At 68.9% G+C, this 20,355-nt stretch carries 17 protein-coding genes; 12 read left to right on the top strand and 5 right to left on the bottom strand.

The features are described from left to right. Window positions 1-47 precede the first annotated feature (47 nt). From frr to C8D81_RS06850, 6 genes are all read left to right on the top strand, one after another. Window positions 48-602: a ribosome recycling factor gene (frr, locus tag C8D81_RS06875; RefSeq protein WP_176455851.1), complete on the top strand. Its 555-nt coding sequence runs from the start codon at window positions 48-50 to the stop codon at window positions 600-602. Then, entirely contained in the window at window positions 602-1,516 is a 915-nt protein-coding gene (locus tag C8D81_RS06870) for a phosphatidate cytidylyltransferase (protein WP_094360741.1), read from the top strand. Before frr ends, C8D81_RS06870 begins: the two co-directional genes overlap by 1 nt. Further along, window positions 1,513-2,679 carry a 23S rRNA (adenine(2503)-C(2))-methyltransferase RlmN gene (gene rlmN / locus C8D81_RS06865; RefSeq protein WP_094360739.1) on the top strand — a complete coding sequence of 389 codons (1,167 nt, stop codon included), beginning with the start codon at window positions 1,513-1,515 and terminating at the stop codon, window positions 2,677-2,679. Before C8D81_RS06870 ends, rlmN begins: the two co-directional genes overlap by 4 nt. 106 nt (window positions 2,680-2,785) lie before the next feature. Next, the gene (locus tag C8D81_RS06860) at window positions 2,786-3,112 is read left to right on the top strand and encodes a nucleoside triphosphate pyrophosphohydrolase family protein (protein WP_208109133.1); all 327 of its coding nucleotides are present in this window, start codon (window positions 2,786-2,788) and stop codon (window positions 3,110-3,112) included. A 15-nt stretch (window positions 3,113-3,127) separates the two neighbouring features. Beyond that, window positions 3,128-4,615 carry a DCC1-like thiol-disulfide oxidoreductase family protein gene (locus C8D81_RS06855; protein ID WP_133625762.1) on the top strand — a complete coding sequence of 496 codons (1,488 nt, stop codon included), beginning with the start codon at window positions 3,128-3,130 and terminating at the stop codon, window positions 4,613-4,615. Window positions 4,616-4,771: 156 nt separating this feature from the next. Beyond that, window positions 4,772-6,160, top strand: coding sequence for a dicarboxylate/amino acid:cation symporter (locus C8D81_RS06850; protein ID WP_094360735.1), 1,389 nt, complete (start codon window positions 4,772-4,774; stop codon window positions 6,158-6,160). 9 nt (window positions 6,161-6,169) lie between these two features. On the opposite strand, the gene C8D81_RS06845 is transcribed toward C8D81_RS06850, so the two are convergent. Both C8D81_RS06845 and C8D81_RS06840 read right to left on the bottom strand, forming a co-directional pair. Next, on the bottom strand, window positions 6,170-7,258 hold the full coding sequence (locus C8D81_RS06845) for an LOG family protein (protein WP_133625761.1): 1,089 nt from the start codon (window positions 7,256-7,258) through the stop codon (window positions 6,170-6,172). Continuing rightward, the gene (locus C8D81_RS06840; protein WP_133625760.1) at window positions 7,258-8,826 is read right to left on the bottom strand and encodes an LLM class flavin-dependent oxidoreductase; all 1,569 of its coding nucleotides are present in this window, start codon (window positions 8,824-8,826) and stop codon (window positions 7,258-7,260) included. Before C8D81_RS06840 ends, C8D81_RS06845 begins: the two co-directional genes overlap by 1 nt. Window positions 8,827-8,892: 66 nt before the next feature. Between C8D81_RS06840 and C8D81_RS06835 the strand changes: the two genes are divergently transcribed. Further along, a complete protein-coding gene (locus tag C8D81_RS06835) occupies window positions 8,893-10,311 on the top strand; it encodes an MFS transporter (protein WP_094403756.1) in 1,419 nt (472 codons plus the stop codon). On the opposite strand, the gene C8D81_RS06830 is transcribed toward C8D81_RS06835, so the two are convergent. After that, a complete protein-coding gene (locus tag C8D81_RS06830) occupies window positions 10,312-10,728 on the bottom strand; it encodes a MerR family transcriptional regulator (RefSeq protein ID WP_133625759.1) in 417 nt (138 codons plus the stop codon). Between the two features lie 54 nt (window positions 10,729-10,782). Here C8D81_RS06830 and C8D81_RS06825 point away from each other — a divergent pair, with 54 nt between their 5' ends. Next, window positions 10,783-11,754: an oxidoreductase gene (locus C8D81_RS06825; RefSeq protein WP_133625758.1), complete on the top strand. Its 972-nt coding sequence runs from the start codon at window positions 10,783-10,785 to the stop codon at window positions 11,752-11,754. A 233-nt stretch (window positions 11,755-11,987) separates the two neighbouring features. Here C8D81_RS06825 and C8D81_RS06820 read toward each other — a convergent pair whose 3' ends face one another. After that, entirely contained in the window at window positions 11,988-13,664 is a 1,677-nt protein-coding gene (locus C8D81_RS06820) for a hypothetical protein (protein WP_133625757.1), read from the bottom strand. 308 nt (window positions 13,665-13,972) lie between these two features. Further along, on the bottom strand, window positions 13,973-15,478 hold the full coding sequence (locus C8D81_RS06815; protein ID WP_229123893.1) for a S8 family peptidase: 1,506 nt from the start codon (window positions 15,476-15,478) through the stop codon (window positions 13,973-13,975). A 270-nt stretch (window positions 15,479-15,748) separates the two neighbouring features. On the opposite strand from C8D81_RS06815, the gene dxr reads away from it, so the two are divergent. From dxr to C8D81_RS06795, 4 genes are read left to right on the top strand one after another with little or no spacing between them, the layout of a single operon-like run. Next, window positions 15,749-16,996 (top strand): 1-deoxy-D-xylulose-5-phosphate reductoisomerase, encoded by a 1,248-nt coding sequence (gene dxr, locus C8D81_RS06810; RefSeq protein WP_133625756.1) that lies wholly within the window; start codon window positions 15,749-15,751, stop codon window positions 16,994-16,996. Between the two features lie 9 nt (window positions 16,997-17,005). Beyond that, entirely contained in the window at window positions 17,006-18,313 is a 1,308-nt protein-coding gene (locus tag C8D81_RS06805; protein ID WP_133625755.1) for a M50 family metallopeptidase, read from the top strand. A 24-nt stretch (window positions 18,314-18,337) separates the two neighbouring features. Further along, window positions 18,338-19,477 (top strand): flavodoxin-dependent (E)-4-hydroxy-3-methylbut-2-enyl-diphosphate synthase, encoded by a 1,140-nt coding sequence (gene ispG, locus C8D81_RS06800; RefSeq protein ID WP_094361162.1) that lies wholly within the window; start codon window positions 18,338-18,340, stop codon window positions 19,475-19,477. Window positions 19,478-19,504: 27 nt separating this feature from the next. Then, complete coding sequence (locus C8D81_RS06795) at window positions 19,505-20,347, top strand: GNAT family N-acetyltransferase (RefSeq protein ID WP_094403834.1); 843 nt, start codon at window positions 19,505-19,507, stop codon at window positions 20,345-20,347. Window positions 20,348-20,355: the final 8 nt, after the last annotated feature.

The following is a 20,355-nucleotide window of genomic DNA, read 5'->3' as shown; positions in this document are numbered from 1 at the left end:
CAACCCACCGATCCCAGCCGAGAACCAGGAAAGGAGCGGTCGCCGTGATCGCTGACACGATGCGTGAGGCCGAGCAGAAGATGGATGCCGCGGTCGAGCACGCCAAGGAGGAGTTCGCAGCGATCCGCACCGGCCGCGCCCACCCCGCCATGTTCAACAAGATCATGGCCGAGGCGTACGGGCAGCCGATGCCGATCCAGCAGCTCGCCACCATCCAGGTGGTGGACGCGCGGATGGTGCTGGTCAGCCCGTTCGACAAGTCCACCCAGAACGCCATCGAGAAGGCGATCCGGGATTCCGACCTGGGCGTCAACCCGGCCAGCGACGGGCAGAACATCCGCGTCGCGCTGCCGCAGCTGACCGAGGAGCGCCGCAAGGAATACATCAAGCTCGCCAAGAACAAGGCCGAGGAGGCCCGCGTCTCGGTGCGCAACGCCCGGCGCAACGCCAAGGACGCGATGGACAAGCTGCTCAAGGACAAGGAGGTCGGCGAGGACGAGGTGACCCGCGCCGAGAAGCAGCTGGAGTCGGCGACCAAGTCCCGCACCGACCAGATCGATGAGGTGCTGAAGAACAAGGAAGCCGAGCTGCTCGAGGTGTGATGACCACGTCCGAGCCTGGTGCGCGCGAGCCACAGACCCCCATCCCGGGTGAGGGTGGGGCCCCGCGCAACCATGGCCGGGCCGGGCGCAACCTTCCCGCCGCGATCGGGGTCGGGGTGGTGCTCGGCGCCGCCCTGGTTCTCACACTCGGTTGGTGGCCACCGGGATTCGTCCTGCTGGTGGCGGCCTTCCTGGCGCTCGGCGCGATGGAGGTCCATCAGGCGCTGAAGCGCCTGGACATGCACTCGGCGATCCTGCCGATCCTCGTCGGTACGGTCAGCATCGTCACCGGGTCCTATTTCGCCAGCAGCCAGCAACCGGTGGAGATCCCCACCAATACGCTGATGCTCGCGATGATCGGCATCACCGCCCTGGTCTGCATGATCTGGCGGATGTTCGCCGGTGAGCAGGGCTATGTCCGCGATGTCGCGGCCAGCATGCTGATCATCGGCTACATCCCGCTGCAGGGCTCGTTCGTCGGGCTGATGCTCGGCGACCAGATGGGCCGGGCGCGGGTGATCACCTTCATCGCGGTGGTCGCCTTCGGTGACATCGGCGGTTACGTCTTCGGCATCCTGATCGGCCGGCACAAGATGGCGCCGCGGATCAGCCCCAAGAAGACCTGGGAGGGGTTCGCCGGCTCGCTGGTCTTCGGCACCGCCGCCGCGGTGCTGATGACCACGCTCGTGCTCAAGGCCCCTTGGTGGGTGGGGGTTATCCTCGGAGTGGTGCTGGTCGTGGTCGGCGCCTGCGGCGACCTGATCGAGTCGCTGATCAAGCGCGACATCGGGATCAAGGACATGTCCTCGATCCTGCCCGGCCACGGCGGGGTGATGGACCGGCTCGATTCGCTGCTGGTGGCCGCACCCGCAGCCTGGTTGTTGATGTTCCTACTGATCCCGGGGGTCCGATGAGTGTCGGTGAGCCACTCAAGCTCGTCTTCGACGCGCCGCGCCGCGGCAAGCCGCCCAAGCACTGGGCCGATCTCGCCGTTGCCGAACGCCGCCCCGCGCTGAGCGAGGCGGGGCTGCCGGCGTTCCGCGCCGATCAGCTGTCCCGGCACTGGTTCGAGCGGTTGGAGACCGATCCGACGACCTGGACCGACCTGCCCGCCGCCCAGCGCGAGGCGGTCGCCGAGGCGTACTTCCCGACGCTGCTGAACCCGCTGAAGCGGCAGGCCTGTGACGACGGCACCACACTGAAGACCCTGTGGCGGTTGCACGACGGGTCGCTGGTCGAGTCGGTGCTGATGCGTTACGCCCGCGGGGTACGCAGCGCCGACGATCTCGCCGACGATGACACCCGCGGAATGCGCTCCACCATCTGCATCTCCTCCCAGGCGGGCTGCGGGATGGCCTGCCCGTTCTGCGCCACCGGTCAGGGCGGGCTGCAGCGCAATCTGTCGACCGCCGAGATCGTCTCCCAGGTCGCCGACGGGGCCCGGATGCTGCGCAATGGTGAGGTGCCGGGCGGGGTCGGCCGGATCAACAACGTGGTGTTCATGGGGATGGGGGAGCCGCTCGCGAACTACAAGGCGGTCATCGGTGCGGTCCGATCATTGACCACCCCGGAACCGCACGGGCTCGGCATCTCCGCGCGCGGGGTGACGGTCTCGACCGTCGGCCTGGTACCGCGGATCCGCCAGTTGGCGACCGAGGGGATGCCGGTCACGCTGGCGCTGAGCCTGCACGCCCCCGACGACGAGCTGCGCGATGAGCTGGTGCCGGTGAACAACCGCTGGCCGGTCGACGAGGTCGTCGATGCGGCGTACTTCTATGCCCGCGAGACCGGCCGCCGGGTCTCCATCGAGTACGCCCTGATCCGCGACATCAACGACCAGGCCCACCGCGCCGATCTGCTCGCCAAGGTGCTGCGGCAGCGCGGCAAGGGCTGGGTGCACGTGAACCTGATCCCGCTGAACCCCACGCCCGGGTCGAAGTGGACCGCATCGCGGCGCTCCGATGAGAAGGAGTTCGTACGCCGGCTCGAGGCCGGTGGCGTCCCGGTCACCGTCCGTGACACCCGCGGCCAGGAGATCGACGGCGCCTGCGGCCAGCTCGCCGCCACCGAGCGCTGAGCGAGCGCCCAAAGGGACTTGGTCCCACACTCCGTGGAAGTCTGTGCCCATGGAAATGTCCGAGTAGACCGACCGGCTGGAACTGATCTCCGACGGGTACGCCGAGGTGTACGGCATCGATCGCAGCCCGGAGTGGATGCTGTTGAAGCTCACCGAGGAACTGGGGGAGTTGAGCCAGGCCTGGCTGGTCGCCTCCGGTCAGGGCCGCGACCGTAACCAGTCCCCGGAGCAGGCCCGGGCCACCCTCGCCGCCGAGTGTGCCGATGTCGTGGCGATGGCGCTGCTCACCGCGCGCCGGATGGGCGTCGACATCGAGGCGTCGATGACCGAGAAGTGGCTGGTCTGGGAGGACTACCACCGCCGTCGGCGCGACGAGGGCGACGCCGCCGTCCCGCCGATCGCGCTCGACAACAACGCGTTCGGCACCGCCTGATGTGATGATGGCTCGATGCTGACGGTGCTCTACGACGGCCAGTGCGAGATCTGCCAGGCCGGTGTCTCCTGGATCGCCGCCACCGATACCCGCCGCCGCGTCCGGCCCGTCGCCATCGAGGACGCCGACCTGGCGGCGTACGGACTCACCGAAGCCGACTGCCTCACCCAGCTGCACGTGATCGACCAGACCGGTGCCGTGCGGGTCGGCTGGGACGCCGTCGTCACCGTCGCCCGCGCGCTGCCGGCCTTCACACCCTTGACCGCGCTCGACCGGATCCGCCCGCTGCACCACACCGCCGACCGTGGCTATCGCTGGATCGCCGCCAACCGGCTCGCGCTGTCCACCTGCCGTGGCGGCAGTTGCCACGTCGCCGATGTCACCGAGGTCCGCCGACGCGCCGACTCCGGGGCCTTCTGGAGCTGTTGGAGCCTCGGCCTGCTCGCCCGATCGCCGCTGATCGCCGCCCTCGGCGTACGCGACCAGGCCCAACGGATCCGGGAGCATGCCGCCACCTTCCGCAAGCGGATCGTGGTGATCCCCGACCTGCTCGAACTCTGGTTCCTCGGTGGGCGGGTCAGTGACCTGGTGCCGCTGGCGTTCGGCGAACGGTTCTGCGCCATCTGGTACGACGGCGCGCTGCTCGACCCCGGATCGGTGGTGATGCGCCGCGCCCTCGGCAGACACCTCGACGCCCATCGCGCCCGCGACGGGGCGCTGACCGCGGTCACCGCCACCCACGCCCACGAGGAACACATCGGCAACCTCGAGTGGGTCGCCGACCGCCACCATCTCGGGGTGTACGCCGCAGCGGCCACCTCCGCCAGGCTCCGCCCGGCCGAGGCGATCCCGCTCGAACGCGCCCTGGTGATCGGCCAACCGCCCAGCCTCACCGGCCCGGTCCACGACGCCGGCACCGGAGTACCGCTGCGCGCCGGCCGCCGCCTCGAGACCCATCCGGCCCCCGGCCACTGCGCCGACCACATCGTGCTCTTCGACCCCGACCACCGGATCGCGCTGGTCGGTGACTCGTTCATGGGCGCCTACTTTTCCTCGCCGAACGCCGAGGTCGACTCCCGCGCCTGGATCACCACCCTGGAACGGTTGCTGGAACTCGACGTGCGCGTCCTGGTGGAGGGCCACGGCCACGTGCACACCCTCGATCCCGCGATCGCCGAGCGCACCGGTGTCGTCATCCGCGAGGATCCGCGGGCCGCGATCGAGGAGAAGCTGACCCAGCTCCGCTGGCTCGCCGACCGGATCGACGAGGCCGCCACGCTCGGCATGGCCGGGGCGTCGGTGACCGCCAGCTGCTTTCCGTGGGGGAGGCGGAACTCCTGGGAGACCTTCCTCGCCGACGAGACGGCCCGCCTCTCCACCCGCGGCGGTTTCTCCCGCGGTGAGCTGATCCGCTCCTTCAGCCGCCGGCCGGGCCAGACCCTGCCGAGCGTGCTGGAGGCCCGCATCGGCAGATGTGAAGATTCTCCCGCCCGGCCGGAATGAATTCGGCCCCCGCGGGGTTTCCCCAATCGTGCACAACCATGTCTGCGGCCTGTGGTGCCGCCGCTATGTCGACCTGGCGCGGACCGCCAGTGCCGTCTGTCGACCGCGGTTGATGTCCTAATCTTCTCTCACCAACCCCAGACCCGGAGCACACCCATGTCCTCTTCCACCACTTCTGCGGCCGAACCCAGTCCGGCCAAACCCAAGCGCCGCGGCGTACCCTTCTGGGCGCAGACCTTCATCGGTCTCGCCGTCGGCATCATCCTCGGCTTCGCCGCCCGCCAGTGGGATGTCGGCTGGTTGACCACCACGCTGACCACCGTCGGCACCATCTTCGTGCAGCTGCTCAAGGTGGTCGTCGTCCCGCTGGTGCTCACCGCGATCATCGTCTCGATCGCCAACCTGCGCCAGGTCGCCAACGCCGCCAAGCTCGCGGTCCAGACGCTGATCTGGTTCGCGATCACCTCCGCCATCGCGGTGGTCATCGGCATCGCGATCGGGCTGCTCACCAACCCCGGCGCCAATGCGACCCTCGACACCGCCGCAGGCAAGGCCCCCAGCAGCACCGGCAGCTGGCTGGACTTCCTGAAGTCCATCGTGCCGGGCAACGTCTTCGGCCTGGAGGTCTCGAGCAAGGCCGCCGCCAGCGGGTCGGCCATCCAGGTCACCTCGAGCCTGTCGTTCAACGTGCTGCAGCTGGTCGTGATCGGCATCTTCATCGGCGCCGCCGCGCTCGCCGTCGGCCCGAAGGCCGAACCGGTGCTGAAGTTCTCCGAGGGTGTGCTGGAGATCTTCTCCAAGCTCACCTGGTGGGTGATCCGGCTCGCCCCGATCGGTACCGCCGCGCTGATCGGCAAGGCCGTCGCCAGCTATGGCTGGGATCTCCTTGCCCCGTTGGGAATCTTCACCCTCGACATCTATCTCGGCTGCGCGATCGTGCTGTTCGTGGTCTACCCGCTGCTGGCGAAGCTGCACGGGCTGAACCCGATCAAGTTCTTCGCCGGCGCCTGGCCGGCGATCCAGTTCGGCTTCGTCTCCCGGTCCTCGGTGGGTACGCTGCCGCTCACCCAGCGCGTGACGACCCGCAACCTGGGCGTCGCCGAGGAGTACGCCTCCTTCGCCGTGCCGATCGGTGCCACCACCAAGATGGACGGCTGCGCCGCGATCTATCCGGCCATCGCCGCGATCACCATCGCCCAGCTCTACGGCATCCCGCTGGGCATCCAGCAGTACCTGCTGATCGCGCTGGTCTCGGTGATCGGTTCGGCCGCCACCGCCGGCCTCACCGGTTCGGTGGTGATGCTGTCGCTGACGCTGAGCACGCTGGGTCTGCCGCTCGAGGGTGTTGGCCTGTTGCTGGCCATCGACCCGATCATCGACATGATGCGGACCGCGACCAACGTCGCCGGGCAGGCGCTGGTGCCGACCATCGTCGCCAAGCGCAACGGGCTGCTCGACCAGAAGGTCTACGACGCCAGCACCTTCGGCAACGCCGAGGAGCGGCTGGACACCCCGGAGAACGACCGGGAGAAGGTCGCCGCCTGAGCCTCCGGCTCACCCGATGAGCGTGGCCATCACGTCGCCGGCTGCATCCACCAGATGCAGCCGGCGGCCCATTTCCCGGCCCTCGCCGAGCGCCTGCAGCAGCGGCCAGGCCGGCAGCTTCACGGTCCAGTGCTCGCGACCGACGAGCACCATCGGCGCGACCAGGGTGTCGTCGGCGGCGTAGTAGTTGCCGGTCGCGGCCTGGAAGATCTCCTGCACCGTGCCCGCCGCGCCGGGCAGGTAGACGATGCCGCCGCGGCAGCGCTGCAGCAGCGTGTCCTCACGCAGCGCGTTCGCGAAGTACTTGGCGATGTGGGTGCAGAACACGTTCGGCGGCTCATGGCCATAGAACCAGGTCGGAATGCCGATCGAGAGCACCCCGGCCTCGGCCGGCCAGCGCCGGCGGACCGCCAGCGCGGTACCCGCCCAGGCGTCGATGTCGGGGGTGAAGCTCGGCGCGACGGCGAGTTCGGCGATCGCCTCGGTCAGCGCGTCACCGCGGTGGGCGAACCAGGCGCCCAGATTCGCGGCCTCCATCGCCCCCGGGCCGCCGCCGGTGAGCACCACGTATCCGGCCTCGGCGAGCTGCTGACCGAGCCGCGCCGCGGCGGCGTACGCCGGGTCGTCGCGTTTCAGCGCGTGGCCGCCCATCACCCCGACCACCTTCGCCGGATCCAGTTCCAGCTCGTCCAGCGCATCGCTGATCGCGTGGTCGTGCAGCGCGGTGGCCAGGGTGTCCGGGATCGGCGGCACCGCACCCTCGGCGCGCGACCAGGCGTACACCCGGGCGTCGACCGAGTCGGCGTACCGCGGCTGGTCGTAGAGCTCCTCGGCGGCGTACAGCGTGCCGCGATAGGGATCGAAGGGCACATCCGGCAGCTGCGGGAACAGCAGCGCGCCACGTCCGGGCAGGTCCCGCTCGGTCTGCTCGTCGAGCCGACATCCCAGGAAGACCGCCCCGGCGACATCGACCCGGGCCAGCTCGGCGGCCCGCCTGGTCAGGTCGACCGACTGCAGGAACCAGCCGCGCAGCGAGTCGGTATGGGCGATGTGCTCGTCGAACTCGGCCAGTGTCTCGATCTCGGTGAACTCACGCATCACTGGAAACCGTAGCGGGCGAGCGGGGCGAGCAGTTCCCGTTCCTCGTAGGCGAGGTGGGAGAGCAGGGTGTCGGTGAGCAGATCGATCTGCTCACCCAACCGGTCCAGGGCATCGCGGCCCTTCGCCCCGTACCCCTCGGCGTCGACCAGTCCGACCAGGGCCCGGTCGAGGGCGTCGAGGACCTCGTGGATCACCTCGTGTTCCTCTTTCAGCCGGTCCAGCACCGGGGCCAGGTCGGGCTCGGAATGCCGCAGGTGCGGGAAGATGCTGCGATCCTCCAGGGTGTGATGGCCGGTGACGATCCGGCAGTAGGACTCGCAGAACGCGCCCAGGGTCCAGTTGTTCTGCCGCATCGTCATCGTGTTGATCACCGAACGCGCCTGACCCACCGACAGGTGCCCGGTGCGGACCTGGTCGACGATGTCGCGGACCTGGGTCAACTCGGCGCGCAGCCCGTCGTGCATGTCGATCAGGTGCTGCGGCACGGCGAGCTGGGCATCGGTGAACCCGCTCTGGTCCTCCGCGGGTCGGGTCGGTCGGGTCGCCTCGTCCCAGGGCAGGGTGGTGCTGAGGCGTACGCCGTCGTCGGGTGTCGGGGTGACCCGCAGCTTCCCGGTGGAGGTGCTCGTCGGCTGTGCGGAGGCGATCTTTTTCTGCTCCGCTTCGGATTCCGGGCGGCTGGTCGGGTTGGCGCGTTCGGCGGCGACCAGTTCGCGGACGGCCGGGGCGACCTCGGTGGCGACCACGCGGACGGTGTCGGGATCGTCGGTGCCGACGACGAAGGTGCTCATCCCGGTGGTCAGCGCCAGCTCGGCGAGCTGCTCGGCCCAGTCGGCCGGCGTACCCTGCAGGAACCCGCCGCCGCGGCCGAATTTCCCGAACACGTTGTAGATCCGCTTGATCGACCCGGGGGAGCGGCCCGCCTTCAGCGCCGCCTCGTCGAGGATCGAGCTGAGCTCCGGCAGGGCCGGCGGGTCGGCGTACCCCATCGACGGCACCCAACCGTCGGCGAGCCGCCCGGTGAGCCGCAGCATCCGCGGTTTGTAGGAGCCGATCCAGATCGGGATCTCGTGCACCGGTACCGGGCCGGCGTGCAACCCACGGACCTGGTAGTGCTCCCCGTCGAAGCGCAGCGATTCACCGCGCCACATGCCGCGCAGGATCTCGATCGCCTCGGCCAGCGCGTCGACCGCTTCCCCGGGCGTACGCCGCGGCCCGCCGGCCGCCTCGATCGCGTCCCAGAACGCCCCGGCGCCGAGGCCGAGCTCGACCCGGCCCGCGGTGAGCAGATCCAGGGTGGCGGCCGCCTTGCCGAGCATCACCGGCGGGCGCAGCGGCAGGCTGGCGACATTGGGCGACAGACGCAGCTGCGAGGTGCGGGCACCGATCACCGACAGCAGCGTCCAGGTGTCGACGAACTTGCCCTGATAGGGGTGGTCCTGGATGGTGATCAGGTCGATGCCGACCGCGTCGGCCAGCTCGGCGAGACCGACCAGCCGTTCCACGTTGTCGGCCGAGGGGGTGGGGAAGATCCCGAACTCGATCTCCTGGAAATAGTCGACCATCACAGACCTCGATCACTCGCCGGCGTTCTGCTGAGCACCCTAGTGGAGCCGTGCCATGCTGGGTCGGTGAGTGACCAAGCGGGGATCCGGATCGCATCGACGGAGGGTCGATGGGTGCTGGCGGCCGCCACCCTCGGCTCGGGGATGGCGCTGCTGGACAGCACCGTGGTGAACGTCGCGCTGCGCCGCATCGGTGAGGATCTGGACGCCGGATTGTCCGATCTGCAGTGGATCTCCAACGGGTACCTGCTCAGCCTCGCCTCGCTGATCCTGCTCGGCGGATCGCTCGGCGATCGCTATGGCCGGCGGAAGATCTTCGTGATCGGGGTGATCGGATTCGCGGTGGCCTCGCTGGCCTGCGGGATCGCGCCGACCGCACCGGTGCTGATCGCCGCCCGGGTGCTGCAGGGGGTGGCGGCGGCACTGCTCACCCCGGGTTCGCTCGCGATGATCCAGGGTGCGTTCGTCCACGACGACCGGGCGCGGGCGATCGGCACCTGGTCCGGGCTGGGCAGTGTGGCGACCGCGATCGGGCCGTTCCTGGGCGGGTGGCTGGTGCAGTACGCGAGCTGGCGCGGGGTGTTCCTGATCAACCTGCCGATCGCGGCGGTCACCCTGTTCGCCGCGCGGCACGTGCCGGAGACCCGGGACACCCAGTCGGTGGCCGGTTTCGATGTGGCCGGTGCGGTGCTCGGCAGCCTCGGCCTGGCCGGGATCACCTATGCGCTGATCGAGTGGACGACGCTGCCCCAGGTGGCCCTGGTCGCGGGGATCGTCGGCGTGGCTGCCGGGGTGGGGTTCGTGGTCCAGGAACGCCGCTCACCGCACCCGATGATGCCACCGCGGTTGTTCGGTTCACGGCAGTTCTCGGCCGCGAACGCGATGACGCTGCTCACCTATGCCGCGCTCGGTGCGGTGATGTTCTTCCTGGTGCTGCAGCTGCAGGTGGTCTCGGGGTTCGACGCGCTGACCGCCGGGCTGGCGACGATGCCGGTCACGGTGATGATGATCTTCCTGGCCGGCCGGGGCGGGGCACTGGCTGCGCACATCGGGCCGCGGCTGCCGATGACGGTCGGGCCGCTGCTCTGCGCGGTCGGCACGCTGCTGCTGTCCCGGGTGGGGGCGGGCGTGAACTACTGGGTCGAGGTGGCGCTGCCCCTGGTCGTCTTCGGGCTGGGCCTGGCGACCCTGGTGGCGCCGCTGACCGCGACCGTGCTGGCCGCCGCGCCGGATCACAATGCCGGGATCGCCTCGGGTATCAACAACGCGATCGCCCGGGCCGGGTCGTTGCTCGCCGTGGCGGCGCTGCCGTTGCTGGTCGGGCTGTCCGGTGACGACTATCAGAATCCGGCCGCGTTCGGGGCGGGTTATCGGGCGGCGATGCTCTGGTGCGCCGGCCTGCTGGCCGCCGGTGGCGTGCTCTCCTTCCTGACCATCCGCAATCCCGAGGGCGTACGCCGCGCCACGCGGCAGGTACGGTCCTGATCAGCGCCTCGGATCCCACAGCCCCTCGGCGCGGCCGTCGGCGAGATGGTCGGTGTAGACCTCGACCTTCCAGGCGATCAGCGCGCGGCACTCCTCGAGGGCGGTGATCTGCGCCTCGACGCGCTCCCGGTGGGCGTCCAGCAGTGCGAGCCGATCCCGTTCGTTGCCCGGGCCGCGGCGTACCAGCTCGGCGAAGCGGCGCAGCTCGGCGAGCGGCATGCCGGATTCGCGCAGTTTCGCGCAGATCAGCAGCCAGTCGATGTCGGTGCGGGTGTAGCTGCGTCGGCCCCCGGTGGTCCGGTCGACGGGGGAGAGGGTCAGTCGTTCGCGCTCGTAGTAGCGCAGTGCGTCGACGCTCAGGCCGGTACGCTCGGCGACCTCGCCGATGGTGAAGGTCGCGGATTCCTGGCTGGTCATGGTCCCAGTGTGCTCCTTGAACTGGAGTGCACTCCAGGTTCTAGCGTGCGGAGCATGAGCAGAGAACAGCGATCGATCGGGTCCGGATTCGGCGCGGCGACCACCGCGGACGAGGTGCTGGCCGGAGTGGATGGCGCCGACCGCACCGCGCTGGTCACCGGTGGCTACTCCGGTCTGGGGTTGGAGACGACCCGGGCGCTGATCCGGGCGGGGGTACGCGTCCTGGTCCCGGCCCGGCGGCCGGGGCTGGCGCGCGCCCGGTTGGCTGATCTGGGTGCGATCGAGGTGGTGCCGTTGGATCTGGCCGACCTGGCGCGCGTACGCCGCAGCGCGCGCGAGCTGCGGGAATCTCTTGCCGGCTTGGACATCGTGATCAGTGCGGCCGGGGTGATGGCGACTCCCGAGCGTCGCGTCGGCCCGGGTTGGGAGAGCCAGTTCGCGATCAACCATCTCGGGCATTTGACGCTGGTGCAGGAATTGTGGCCACTGCTGGTCGCCGGCGCCGGGGCCCGGGTGGTGGCGTACTCCTCGGCCGGTCACCAATTTTCCGACATCCGCTGGGACGATCTGCAGTTCGCGCGGGGTTACGACAAGTGGCTGGCCTATGGGCAGTCGAAAACCGCGAACGTGCTGTTCGCGCGCTGGCTGGATGAGCTCGGCGCGGGATCCGGGGTGCGCGCCTTCTCCCTGCACCCGGGCGCGATCATCACCGAACTGCAGCGCGAGCTGACCGCCGCCGAGCAGATCGAACTCGGCTGGATCGACCGGAACGGTGCGGTGGTCGGGGAGGGTTTCAAGTCACCGGCCCAGGGCGCGGCGACCGGTGTCTGGGCTGCGACCTCGCCCGCGTTGACCGGGCTCGGCGGTCTCTATCTGGAGGATTGCGAGGTGGCCGCGGTCGCCGGCGCCGATTCGTCGATGGCCGACGGTGGCGTACGCGAGTACGCGATCGACTCCGGCGCGGCAGAGCGACTCTGGTGGGAATCGGAGCGGCTCACCGGCGAAGCGCCAACGTTCCTCGCGTAGGTCCCCTCATGTTCATCGAGTAGGTCGCGCAGCGCGTATGTCTTTCACGTTCATCGAGCAGGTCGCGCAGCGACCGTGTCGAGAGGAACCCATGTTGGCGGAGCGCCCTTCGACTCGTCGCTGCGCTCCTCGCTCAACCAACGGGGGGGCCGCGCTCCTGTGGTCGGGGCATGGGAGCTCGGTTGGGGCATGGCACACCATGCTCGGACCGAAGGACGATGCCCCGACCAGGATCAGAAGGGCGCGGGGTCGGCGGATTCGCTTCCCTGGTCGGGAATCAGGGCAGGCTGCAGTTCCGGCGAGGCCGGTTGCTCGGCCATCTTCCGCGCGGCATTGCTCTGCTCCGCCTTCTTCCGACGAGGCTTGTTCGGCTTCGCGGCCTCGGCTTGTTCGCGGGCAGCCTGGCGTAGGTCGCGGAGGCGTTGGTTCTTGCGGGCGCGGCGGAGTCGCTCGCGTTCGCGGGCTTCGTCGGCGGCTTGTTCGGCTTCGGCCTGTTCCTTCTCCAACTGGGCCTGCCCGTTGATCAGGGTGTCGCGGAGGAGTTGCTCGGTTCGGGAGAGTGAGGCGGCCGGGTCGTTGATCAGGTGATCGGGTGGTGGATGGTCCCAGGTCCCGTAGCTGGTGACCCAGGCTTCCTGCCCTGCCGGGGTTTTCCAGTGGAACACACCGGGTGAGGGTTGCTCGAGGGTGAATCCGGCGTGGGTTCTGGCGCGGTGGGCTGGCCGGTTCAACGGCCCCAGGTTGTCCGAACTGGTGGGCCCCTCCGGGGCGGGAATGGTGTGGTCGAGGTCGATCCCGCGGCCGAATGCGCTGCGATTCGAGCGGGGGAACATCACGTATCGGTCGCGGAGCTTCACCCGTTGCGCCAACTCGTCGCTGGGTCGGTAGGTGTTGACCATGACTGGGGCGGCCAGGTCGATCACCGGCCGCACCTTCACGGTGCCGGCGCAGCGCTCCAGCAGCTCTTTCAAGTGCTGGAGGGTGACCGGTCCGAGGGTGGCACCCTCGCCACCCCGGCCATTGGCCAGGTCGCGGGAGTTCATGTGCAGGATCAGCTCCGCGCCATGCCGGCACCGTCCCTCTTTGGTGGTGACGACTTCCCCGGCACGGGTGAGGACGTCTCCGCGCGGGCTGACGATCGCTCCGTCGATCAACGAGGGTTGGAGTAGCTGCCGCGCACGCTCGGGATGCGCGAGATGCCCTAGCGCTTCGGCGCGGAGTTCGTCACGTGAACCGTGGGCGCCACCGGCCTTCAACACGTCGGCGAGCCGATCAAGCGTCCCGTTCAACTGGGCGGCGTCACCGGCGTCGAGGTTGGCGTAGAGGTCGGTGATCCCGGCGATGGTCCGGTTCGGGGTGAACTCGACGCGGCGCTGCTTCTTCGCGGCCTGGCGTTCGGCTTCTTTGTCGTCGTTGAGAATGAGCGCAACCTGGGTTTCGGTGGTCGCGACCGCGCGTTTCGGGGTGAGGTTGATCAGCCGGAGTGACCAGAGGGAGTCGAATTCGCGGGCCTGGGTGAAGGACAGGTGCAGGGCGGCGCGGGTGATGTCGCGGGCGACCCAGACGGGGATGTCGCAGTCGAGGGTGGCTTGCCACAGGATCGGGTGCCGGTGGCGGAGGTTGAGCACGTCGGCGGTCCAGACCTGCGCGGTCTCCGGTGAGCAGCCCAGTGACATCGCGAGTTCGAGGTGGAAGAACTCGGTGATGCCGGGCGTACCGTCCGCACCGGGGAACACGACCTGCTCGCCGTGAAGGACGCGGGCGGTCAACTCGTCGGTGTGGGTGTTCAACCCGGAGTAGGTGTCGCAGGCGGCGGCGATCGCGACCAGCCGGCGGGCTTCGGCGGTTGCGATGGTGTCGCTCTCGGCGCGGATCGCTGCGAACACTTCGGCTCGTGGGTTGGTGGTCATCGTTGGTCACCTCCTCTCATCTGCTATGCGTAACAATAGCACGTGTGTACGACTCTGAACCCACGGGTTTCGATCTTTTTCTGGGGCTCGGTTTCGACTCGTCGCTGCGCTCCTGGCTCCAGCCGGCGTGGGCGAGGGGGTTCATCTCGACACGGCGGCCATTGCTCCGCTTCGCTGCGCATGGCCGCCTACTCGATGAACGTGGGTACCGGTCGCTGTGCGTCCTGCTCGATGAACGGGGGATGGCATGCGAACGGGGCCGGTCCGAATCGGACCGGCCCCGTTGTCATGCAGGGGTCAGAACTGCATCAGTTGCGTGACTGCACAGCCTTCAGCGCGTCCACGATGCCGTCACCGTAGAAGCTGTTGTAGGCGGCGGTCCCGGTGCAGGTCTGGTTCTGCGGGTACCGCGGATCCACCGTGTAGGTCGTCGGGCACGGGGTGTCCTGGGCCTGCGCGCGCAGCATCGAGATCAGCTGCGCCGGGGTCGCGTTCGGGTTTGCCGACTTCATCAGTGCCAGCACACCGGCGACGTGCGGGGACGCCATCGAGGTGCCGCTCAACCGGGCGTAGTTCGGCGCGGTCGGATGATCGGTCGGCATGGTCGACAGGATCGCCGATCCCGGGGCCGACACGTCGATCACGCCATAGCCGTAGTTGGAGAAGCCGGACTTCTGCCTGGCCTGATCAACGGCCGATACCGTGACCACCCCGTCGAGCTCGGTCGGGATGTCCTTGCAGGAACTGTTGATCTGCCGTGGAATCGGCGTCGAGTCGTTCGGAGAACTCTCGTCGGTCGTCTTGTTCGCCAGGTCGTAGCTGGAGTTGCCAGCGGCGGCCGCGTGCACGACACCCTTACCGGTCGCGTACGCCACGGAGCGGCGGACGGCTTCCATCGCCGGGGCCTGGTTGGCCTGATCGCCACACCAGAACTCGAACGGATCGACGAAGTAGGAGTTGTTGGTGACGTCCATGTTCTTCTCAGCGGCCCAGACGAAGCCACAGATCGCGTACTCCGGGAAGATGAACCCGTCGTCGTTGACGACCTTCACCGAGGCCATCCGCACGTTCGGCGCGACACCGACGATGCCCTGCCCGTTGCGGGCGGCGGCGATGGTGCCGGCCACGTGGGTGCCGTGATAGGAGGTGGTGTCCTCCCAGGCGTACTTGTTGTCGATCCGGCCGGTGTTCGGCTGACCGGCGCCGATGCAGCTCACCGAGCTGCCCACATCGACATTCGGGCGCAGATCCGGGTGGTCGTAGTCGATACCGGAGTCCAGTACGCCGACGAGCACGTTGCGCGAACCGTCGGTGATCTGGTTCGCCTGATCGGACTTGATCATCTGGTTGTTCCACTGCTGCGCCTCACCCGGATCCTGGGTGGTCGCCGGAGCGGTGGTGCCGCGCTCGTCACCGTTGGGGAACTGCGGCTTCTTCTTGTAACCGGAGGCGCCCTTCGAGCGGAAACCATTGGTGCCCGGCGTACCCTCGGCGACCGGCGCGGTCCGCGACGGACCGGCGGACTCGACCACGTTCTTCTTGGTCGAACGGATCTTGGTCAAGAAGTCGGACTTGGTGGAGTGCGCGATCACCACACCGATCTGCGGCCAGGACTGCACCACGGTGCCACCGGAGTCGACGACGGCCTTCTCGGCCTGCTTGGTCTTGCCCGGGTTGGCCCCGTTGACGTTGACCACGTAGCTGTTGATCTCGCCCTCGACCGGGGTGAAAGGCACCGGGGTCGACGGCGGTTCGGCTTGCGGGGCAGCCATGGCGGCCGGCACGGCGGGCAGCACCATCGCTACCGCGGCCACGCACGCCAGTGCGCCCCTCCGAAGGTTTCGGATCTGCATGGATCTCCTTTGATCGGCTCGGGGTCTCCGAGACTTGGGGTGTCCGGGGTGTGGAAAGAACCTACTGAGTACGCCGGTGCTTTGTGAAGAGATGACTGGAACGGGCGTCCAGGTGAGCTTTCTCTCATCACCCCTCGACTCGTCGCTGCGCTCCTCGCTCGGGGAACGTGGGGGAGGTCGCTGCGCTCCTCGCTCGGGGAACGTGGGGGGGGGCATGACACACTGGCACGCGTGCGTGAGGTCATCATTCTCGGCAGTACCGGCTCCATCGGTACCCAGGCGCTGGAGGTGATCGGCGAGCGCCCCGAGCAGTTCCGGATCGCCGGGCTGGCCGCCGGGGGCAGCAACATCCCGCTGCTCGCCCAGCAGATCCTGGACCACCAACCCCGCGTCGTCGCGGTCGGTCAGGCGCAGGCGGTGCAGGACCTGCAACTTGCCCTGTACGCCGAGGCGAAGCAGCGCGGGTGGGCGACCGGTGACACCACGCTGCCCAAGATCCTGGCCGGCCCCGACGCCGCCACCCGGCTGGCCGCCGAGGGTGCCGATGTGGTGCTCAACGGGATCACCGGATCCGCCGGGCTGGGGGCCACCCTGGCCACCCTCGAGGCCGGTACGACACTGGCCCTGGCGAACAAGGAGTCGCTGGTGATCGGCGGCCGGCTGGTCACCGACAAGGCCGCCGACGGCCAGCTCGTCGCGGTCGACTCCGAGCATTCCGCGATCGCCCAGTGCCTGCGCGCCGGCCGCCGGGCCGAGGTGCGCCGGGTGATCGTCACCGCCTCCGGCGGCCCGTTCCGCGGCTGGACGCGCGAGCAGATGCGCACCGTCACGCCCGAGCAGGCGATGCAGCACCCGACCTGGAACATGGGCCGGGTGATCACCATCAACTCCGCCACCCTGGTGAACAAGGCACTCGAGGTGCTGGAGGCGGCCCTGCTCTACGACGTGGACCTGGACGACATCGAACCGGTCGCCCATCCGCAGTCGATCGTGCACTCGATGGTGGAGTTCGTCGACGGCTCGACGATGGCGCAGTGCTCACCGCCGGACATGAAGCTGCCGATCGCCCTCGGCCTGACCTGGCCCGACCGGCTCGCGGACGCGGCGTACCCGATCGACTGGCGACAGGCCGCGACCTGGACCTTCGAGCCGATCGACCACCAGGCCTTCCCCGCCATCGAGCTGATCAAGCGCGCCGGCCGCCTCGGCGGGACCGCGCCGGCGGTCTTCAACGCCGCCAACGAGGCCTGCGTTGACGCCTTCTGCGCCGGCCGGATCGGCTTTCTCGACATCGTCGACACCATCGAGACGGTGCTCGACGAGCACACCGGTACGCCCGATGGTGACGACGAGGTTTCCGCGGGCGACGTAGGATCGAGGTTGGTCCCCCCGGACCGGGTCACCGTCGCCGACGTGCTCGCGGCCGACCGATGGGCTCGCGGCCGGGCCGACCGGCTCACCACCACGCCCGAGGAGTAACGAGCGCGCATGGACATGCTGATCTACATCGGCGGGGCGATCCTCTTCTTCGCCCTGATCATGGCCTCCATCGCACTGCACGAGGTCGGCCACATGGTGCCGGCCAAGCTCTTCGGGGTGAAGGTCACCGAATACTTCGTCGGTTTCGGCAAGACGCTGTGGTCCTTCAAGCGCGGCGAGACCAGCTACGGGATCAAGGCCATCCCGCTCGGTGGTTACGTCAAGCTGATCGGGATGTATCCGCCGGAGAAGAAGACCGGCAAGGTACGCAACTCCGGCACCTCGGCCAATCCGCTGGCCTCGCTCATCGACGCCGGCCGGGAGGCCGAGTGGGCCGACATCGATCCCGCCGACGACGGCCGATTCTTCTACCAGAAGAAGACCTGGCAGAAGCTGATCGTGATGATCGGCGGCCCGCTGATGAACCTCATCCTGGCCTTCGTCATCCTCTGGGGCGTGTTCGCCATCCACGGCATCAACCAGCCGCAGCCGGTGGTCGGCTCGGTCAGCCAGTGCATCATCCCCGCCGACCGGCCCGACCAGCGGACCTGCCAGCCCGGGGATCCGCAGACCCCGGCGGCCGCCGCCGGACTGCAGGCGGGGGACCGGATCGTCTCGTTCAACGGCATCCAGGTCGGTGACTGGCAGCAGCTGCAGGACCTGATCCGCGACAACCGCGACCAGACCGCCGCGATCGTCGTCGAACGGGCCGGTCAGCAGGTGCCGTTGACCCCGGTGAACACGGTCATCAACGGGGTCCAGTCCGACTGGGACCCCAGCAAGAAGGTGGAGGCCGGTTTCCTCGGCTTCGTCCCGCAGCAGCAGATGGTCCGCGGCGGCCCCGGGATGGTCGTCGACCAGATGGTCGACATGACCAAGACCTCCGCGGTGGTGCTCGCGCAGTTCCCGGTCAAGGTCTGGAACACCGCCGTGGACATGGTCACCGGCCAGCCGCGCGACGTCTACGGCCCGATGAGCATCGTCGGCGCCAGCCGCGCGGCCGGCGAGATCTCCGCGACCGATCAGCTCACCGCCGGTGACAAGGTGGCGACCTTCTTCGCCCTGCTCGGCAACGTCAACCTGTTCGTCGCCATCTTCAACTTCATCCCGCTGCTGCCACTGGACGGCGGCCACATCCTGGGCGCGATCATCGAGGGGATCCGCCGTGGGGCGGCCAAGCTGTTCAACCGGCCCGACCCCGGGCACCTGGACACCGCCAAGATGCTGCCCGTGGCGTACGCCGTCTTCGCCTTCATCGCGCTCTCCGGCGCGGTGCTGATCCTCGCTGACATCTTCAACCCCCTCAAGCTCTTCTGATTCCGTGACGAGAGAATGGATCTCATGACTGATCTGCCCACACCTGAGGTCGTGCCCGTGCTGGCGCCGCGCCGCAAGACCCGCCAGATCAAGGTCGGTGACGTGCTGGTCGGCGGCGACGCGCCGATCTCGGTGCAGTCGATGACCACCACCCAGACCACCGACGTGAACGCCACCCTGCAGCAGATCGCCCAGCTGACCGCAGCCGGCTGCGACATCGTCCGGGTCGCCTGCCCCAGCCAGGACGACGCGGCCGCGCTGCCGCAGATCGCCCAGCACTCGCAGATCCCGGTGATCGCCGACATCCACTTCCAGCCGAAGTATGTCTTCGCCGCGATCGACGCCGGTTGTGCCGCGGTCCGGGTCAACCCGGGCAACATCAAGGCCTTCGACGACAAGGTCGGTGAGATCGCCAGGGCCGCCAAGGACGCCGGGGTCAGCATCCGGATCGGGGTGAACGCCGGATCCCTGGACAAGCGGTTGCTCGCCAAGTATGGCAAGGCCACCCCCGAGGCGCTCGTCGAATCGGCGGTCTGGGAGGCCTCGCTGTTCGAGGAGCACGACTTCCACGACTTCAAGATCTCGGTCAAGCACAACGACCCGGTGGTGATGGTCCGCGCGTACCAGCTGCTCGCCGAACGCGGTGACTGGCCGCTGCACCTGGGCGTCACCGAGGCCGGCCCCGCCTTCCAGGGCACGATCAAGTCCGCCACCGCCTTCGGTGCGCTGCTCAGCCAGGGCATCGGCGACACCATCCGGGTCTCGCTGTCGGCCGATCCGGTCGAGGAGGTCAAGGTCGGCACCAAGATCCTGGAATCGCTGAACCTGCGCCCGCGCAAGCTGGAGATCGTCTCCTGCCCGTCCTGCGGCCGCGCCCAGGTCGACGTTTACACCCTCGCCGAGAAGGTGACCGCCGGCCTGGAGGGCCTCGACGCGCCGCTGCGGGTCGCGGTGATGGGGTGTGTGGTCAACGGACCGGGTGAGGCCCGCGAGGCCGACCTGGGCGTCGCCTCCGGCAACGGCAAGGGTCAGATCTTCGTGAAGGGCGAGGTGATCAAGACCGTCAAGGAGGCCGACATCGTGGAAACCCTGATCGAGGAGGCGATGCGGTTGGCCGACGACCTGCCGTCCGGCTCCCCGGAGGTCAGCGTCGCCGGCGCCTGAGTTGATGAGGAGCCCCCGGTGACCACGCTGCAGACCGAGGTACGCACCCTCGACGACGCCGATCTGGACGACGCCTGGCGGCTGCTCGGCCGCGACCCGGTCGCCCACGTCTTCGTCGCGGCCCGGGTGCGGGCCTACGGGCTCGATGCCTGGCGGCTGGGCTGCCCGGTGCTCGGTCACTTCCGCGACGGCGAGCTGGTCGCGATGTGCCACTGCGGATCGAATCTGGTTCCGGTGGAGGCCGACGCCGAGGCGCTGGCCGCCTTCGTGGTCTCCGGTTCGGGGGTACGCCGCTGCAGTTCGATCGTCGGGCCGGCCGAGCAGGCCCTGGGACTGTGGGAACTGAGCAGCGAACACTGGGGCCGATCCTGGTCGGCGGTGCGGGAGGTACGCCGCAGCCAGCCGATGCTGGCGATCTCCACCGAGCCGGTGGTGGCCCCCGATGAGCGGGTGATCCGGATCGGGATGGAGCACCTGGACGCCTATTTCGACGCGGCCGTGCGGATGTACACCGAGGAGGTCGGGGTGTCCCCGCTGGTCGGTGGTGACCGCGGGCCCTACCTGAACTATGTCCGCCGGTTGATCCAGCAGGGCCGTGCGTTCGGCATCGTCGAGGACGGCCGGGTGATCTACAAGTCCGACATCGGTTCGGTGGCCCAGGACGTCGCCCAGGTGCAGGGCGTGTGGCTCAGCCCCGAACTGCGGGGCCGAGGCCTGGCCGCGCCGGCGATGGCCGCGGTGGTGCGGCTGGCGCGCGAGCAGACCGCGACGATCTCGCTGTATGTGAACAGCTTCAACGCACCGGCCCGCGCGACCTACGCCCGGGTCGGGTTTCACCAGGTGGGGGAGTTCGCCACCGTCCTCTACTGAGGGACGGC

Source organism: Enemella evansiae, assembly GCF_004362375.1.
In the GTDB taxonomy this organism is placed as follows: Bacteria; Actinomycetota; Actinomycetes; order Propionibacteriales; family Propionibacteriaceae; genus Enemella; species Enemella evansiae.
The sequence above is the reverse complement of the archived record's forward strand: the minus strand, read 5'-3'. Positions and strand labels throughout refer to the sequence as shown.

What these genes read in the sequence shown, in the direction of transcription:
- C8D81_RS06805 (WP_133625755.1), top strand. Translation starts at nt 17,006, where the DNA reads ATGGACATGCTGATCTACATCGGCGGGGCGATCCTCTTCTTCGCCCTG.
- rlmN (WP_094360739.1), top strand. Translation starts at nt 1,513, where the DNA reads ATGAGTGTCGGTGAGCCACTCAAGCTCGTCTTCGACGCGCCGCGCCGC.
- C8D81_RS06830 (WP_133625759.1), bottom strand. Translation starts at nt 10,728, where the DNA reads ATGACCAGCCAGGAATCCGCGACCTTCACCATCGGCGAGGTCGCCGAG.
- C8D81_RS06870 (WP_094360741.1), top strand. Translation starts at nt 602, where the DNA reads ATGACCACGTCCGAGCCTGGTGCGCGCGAGCCACAGACCCCCATCCCG.
- C8D81_RS06845 (WP_133625761.1), bottom strand. Translation starts at nt 7,258, where the DNA reads ATGCGTGAGTTCACCGAGATCGAGACACTGGCCGAGTTCGACGAGCAC.
- C8D81_RS06825 (WP_133625758.1), top strand. Translation starts at nt 10,783, where the DNA reads ATGAGCAGAGAACAGCGATCGATCGGGTCCGGATTCGGCGCGGCGACC.
- C8D81_RS06855 (WP_133625762.1), top strand. Translation starts at nt 3,128, where the DNA reads ATGCTGACGGTGCTCTACGACGGCCAGTGCGAGATCTGCCAGGCCGGT.
- C8D81_RS06850 (WP_094360735.1), top strand. Translation starts at nt 4,772, where the DNA reads ATGTCCTCTTCCACCACTTCTGCGGCCGAACCCAGTCCGGCCAAACCC.
- C8D81_RS06840 (WP_133625760.1), bottom strand. Translation starts at nt 8,826, where the DNA reads ATGGTCGACTATTTCCAGGAGATCGAGTTCGGGATCTTCCCCACCCCC.
- C8D81_RS06820 (WP_133625757.1), bottom strand. Translation starts at nt 13,664, where the DNA reads ATGACCACCAACCCACGAGCCGAAGTGTTCGCAGCGATCCGCGCCGAG.
- ispG (WP_094361162.1), top strand. Translation starts at nt 18,338, where the DNA reads ATGACTGATCTGCCCACACCTGAGGTCGTGCCCGTGCTGGCGCCGCGC.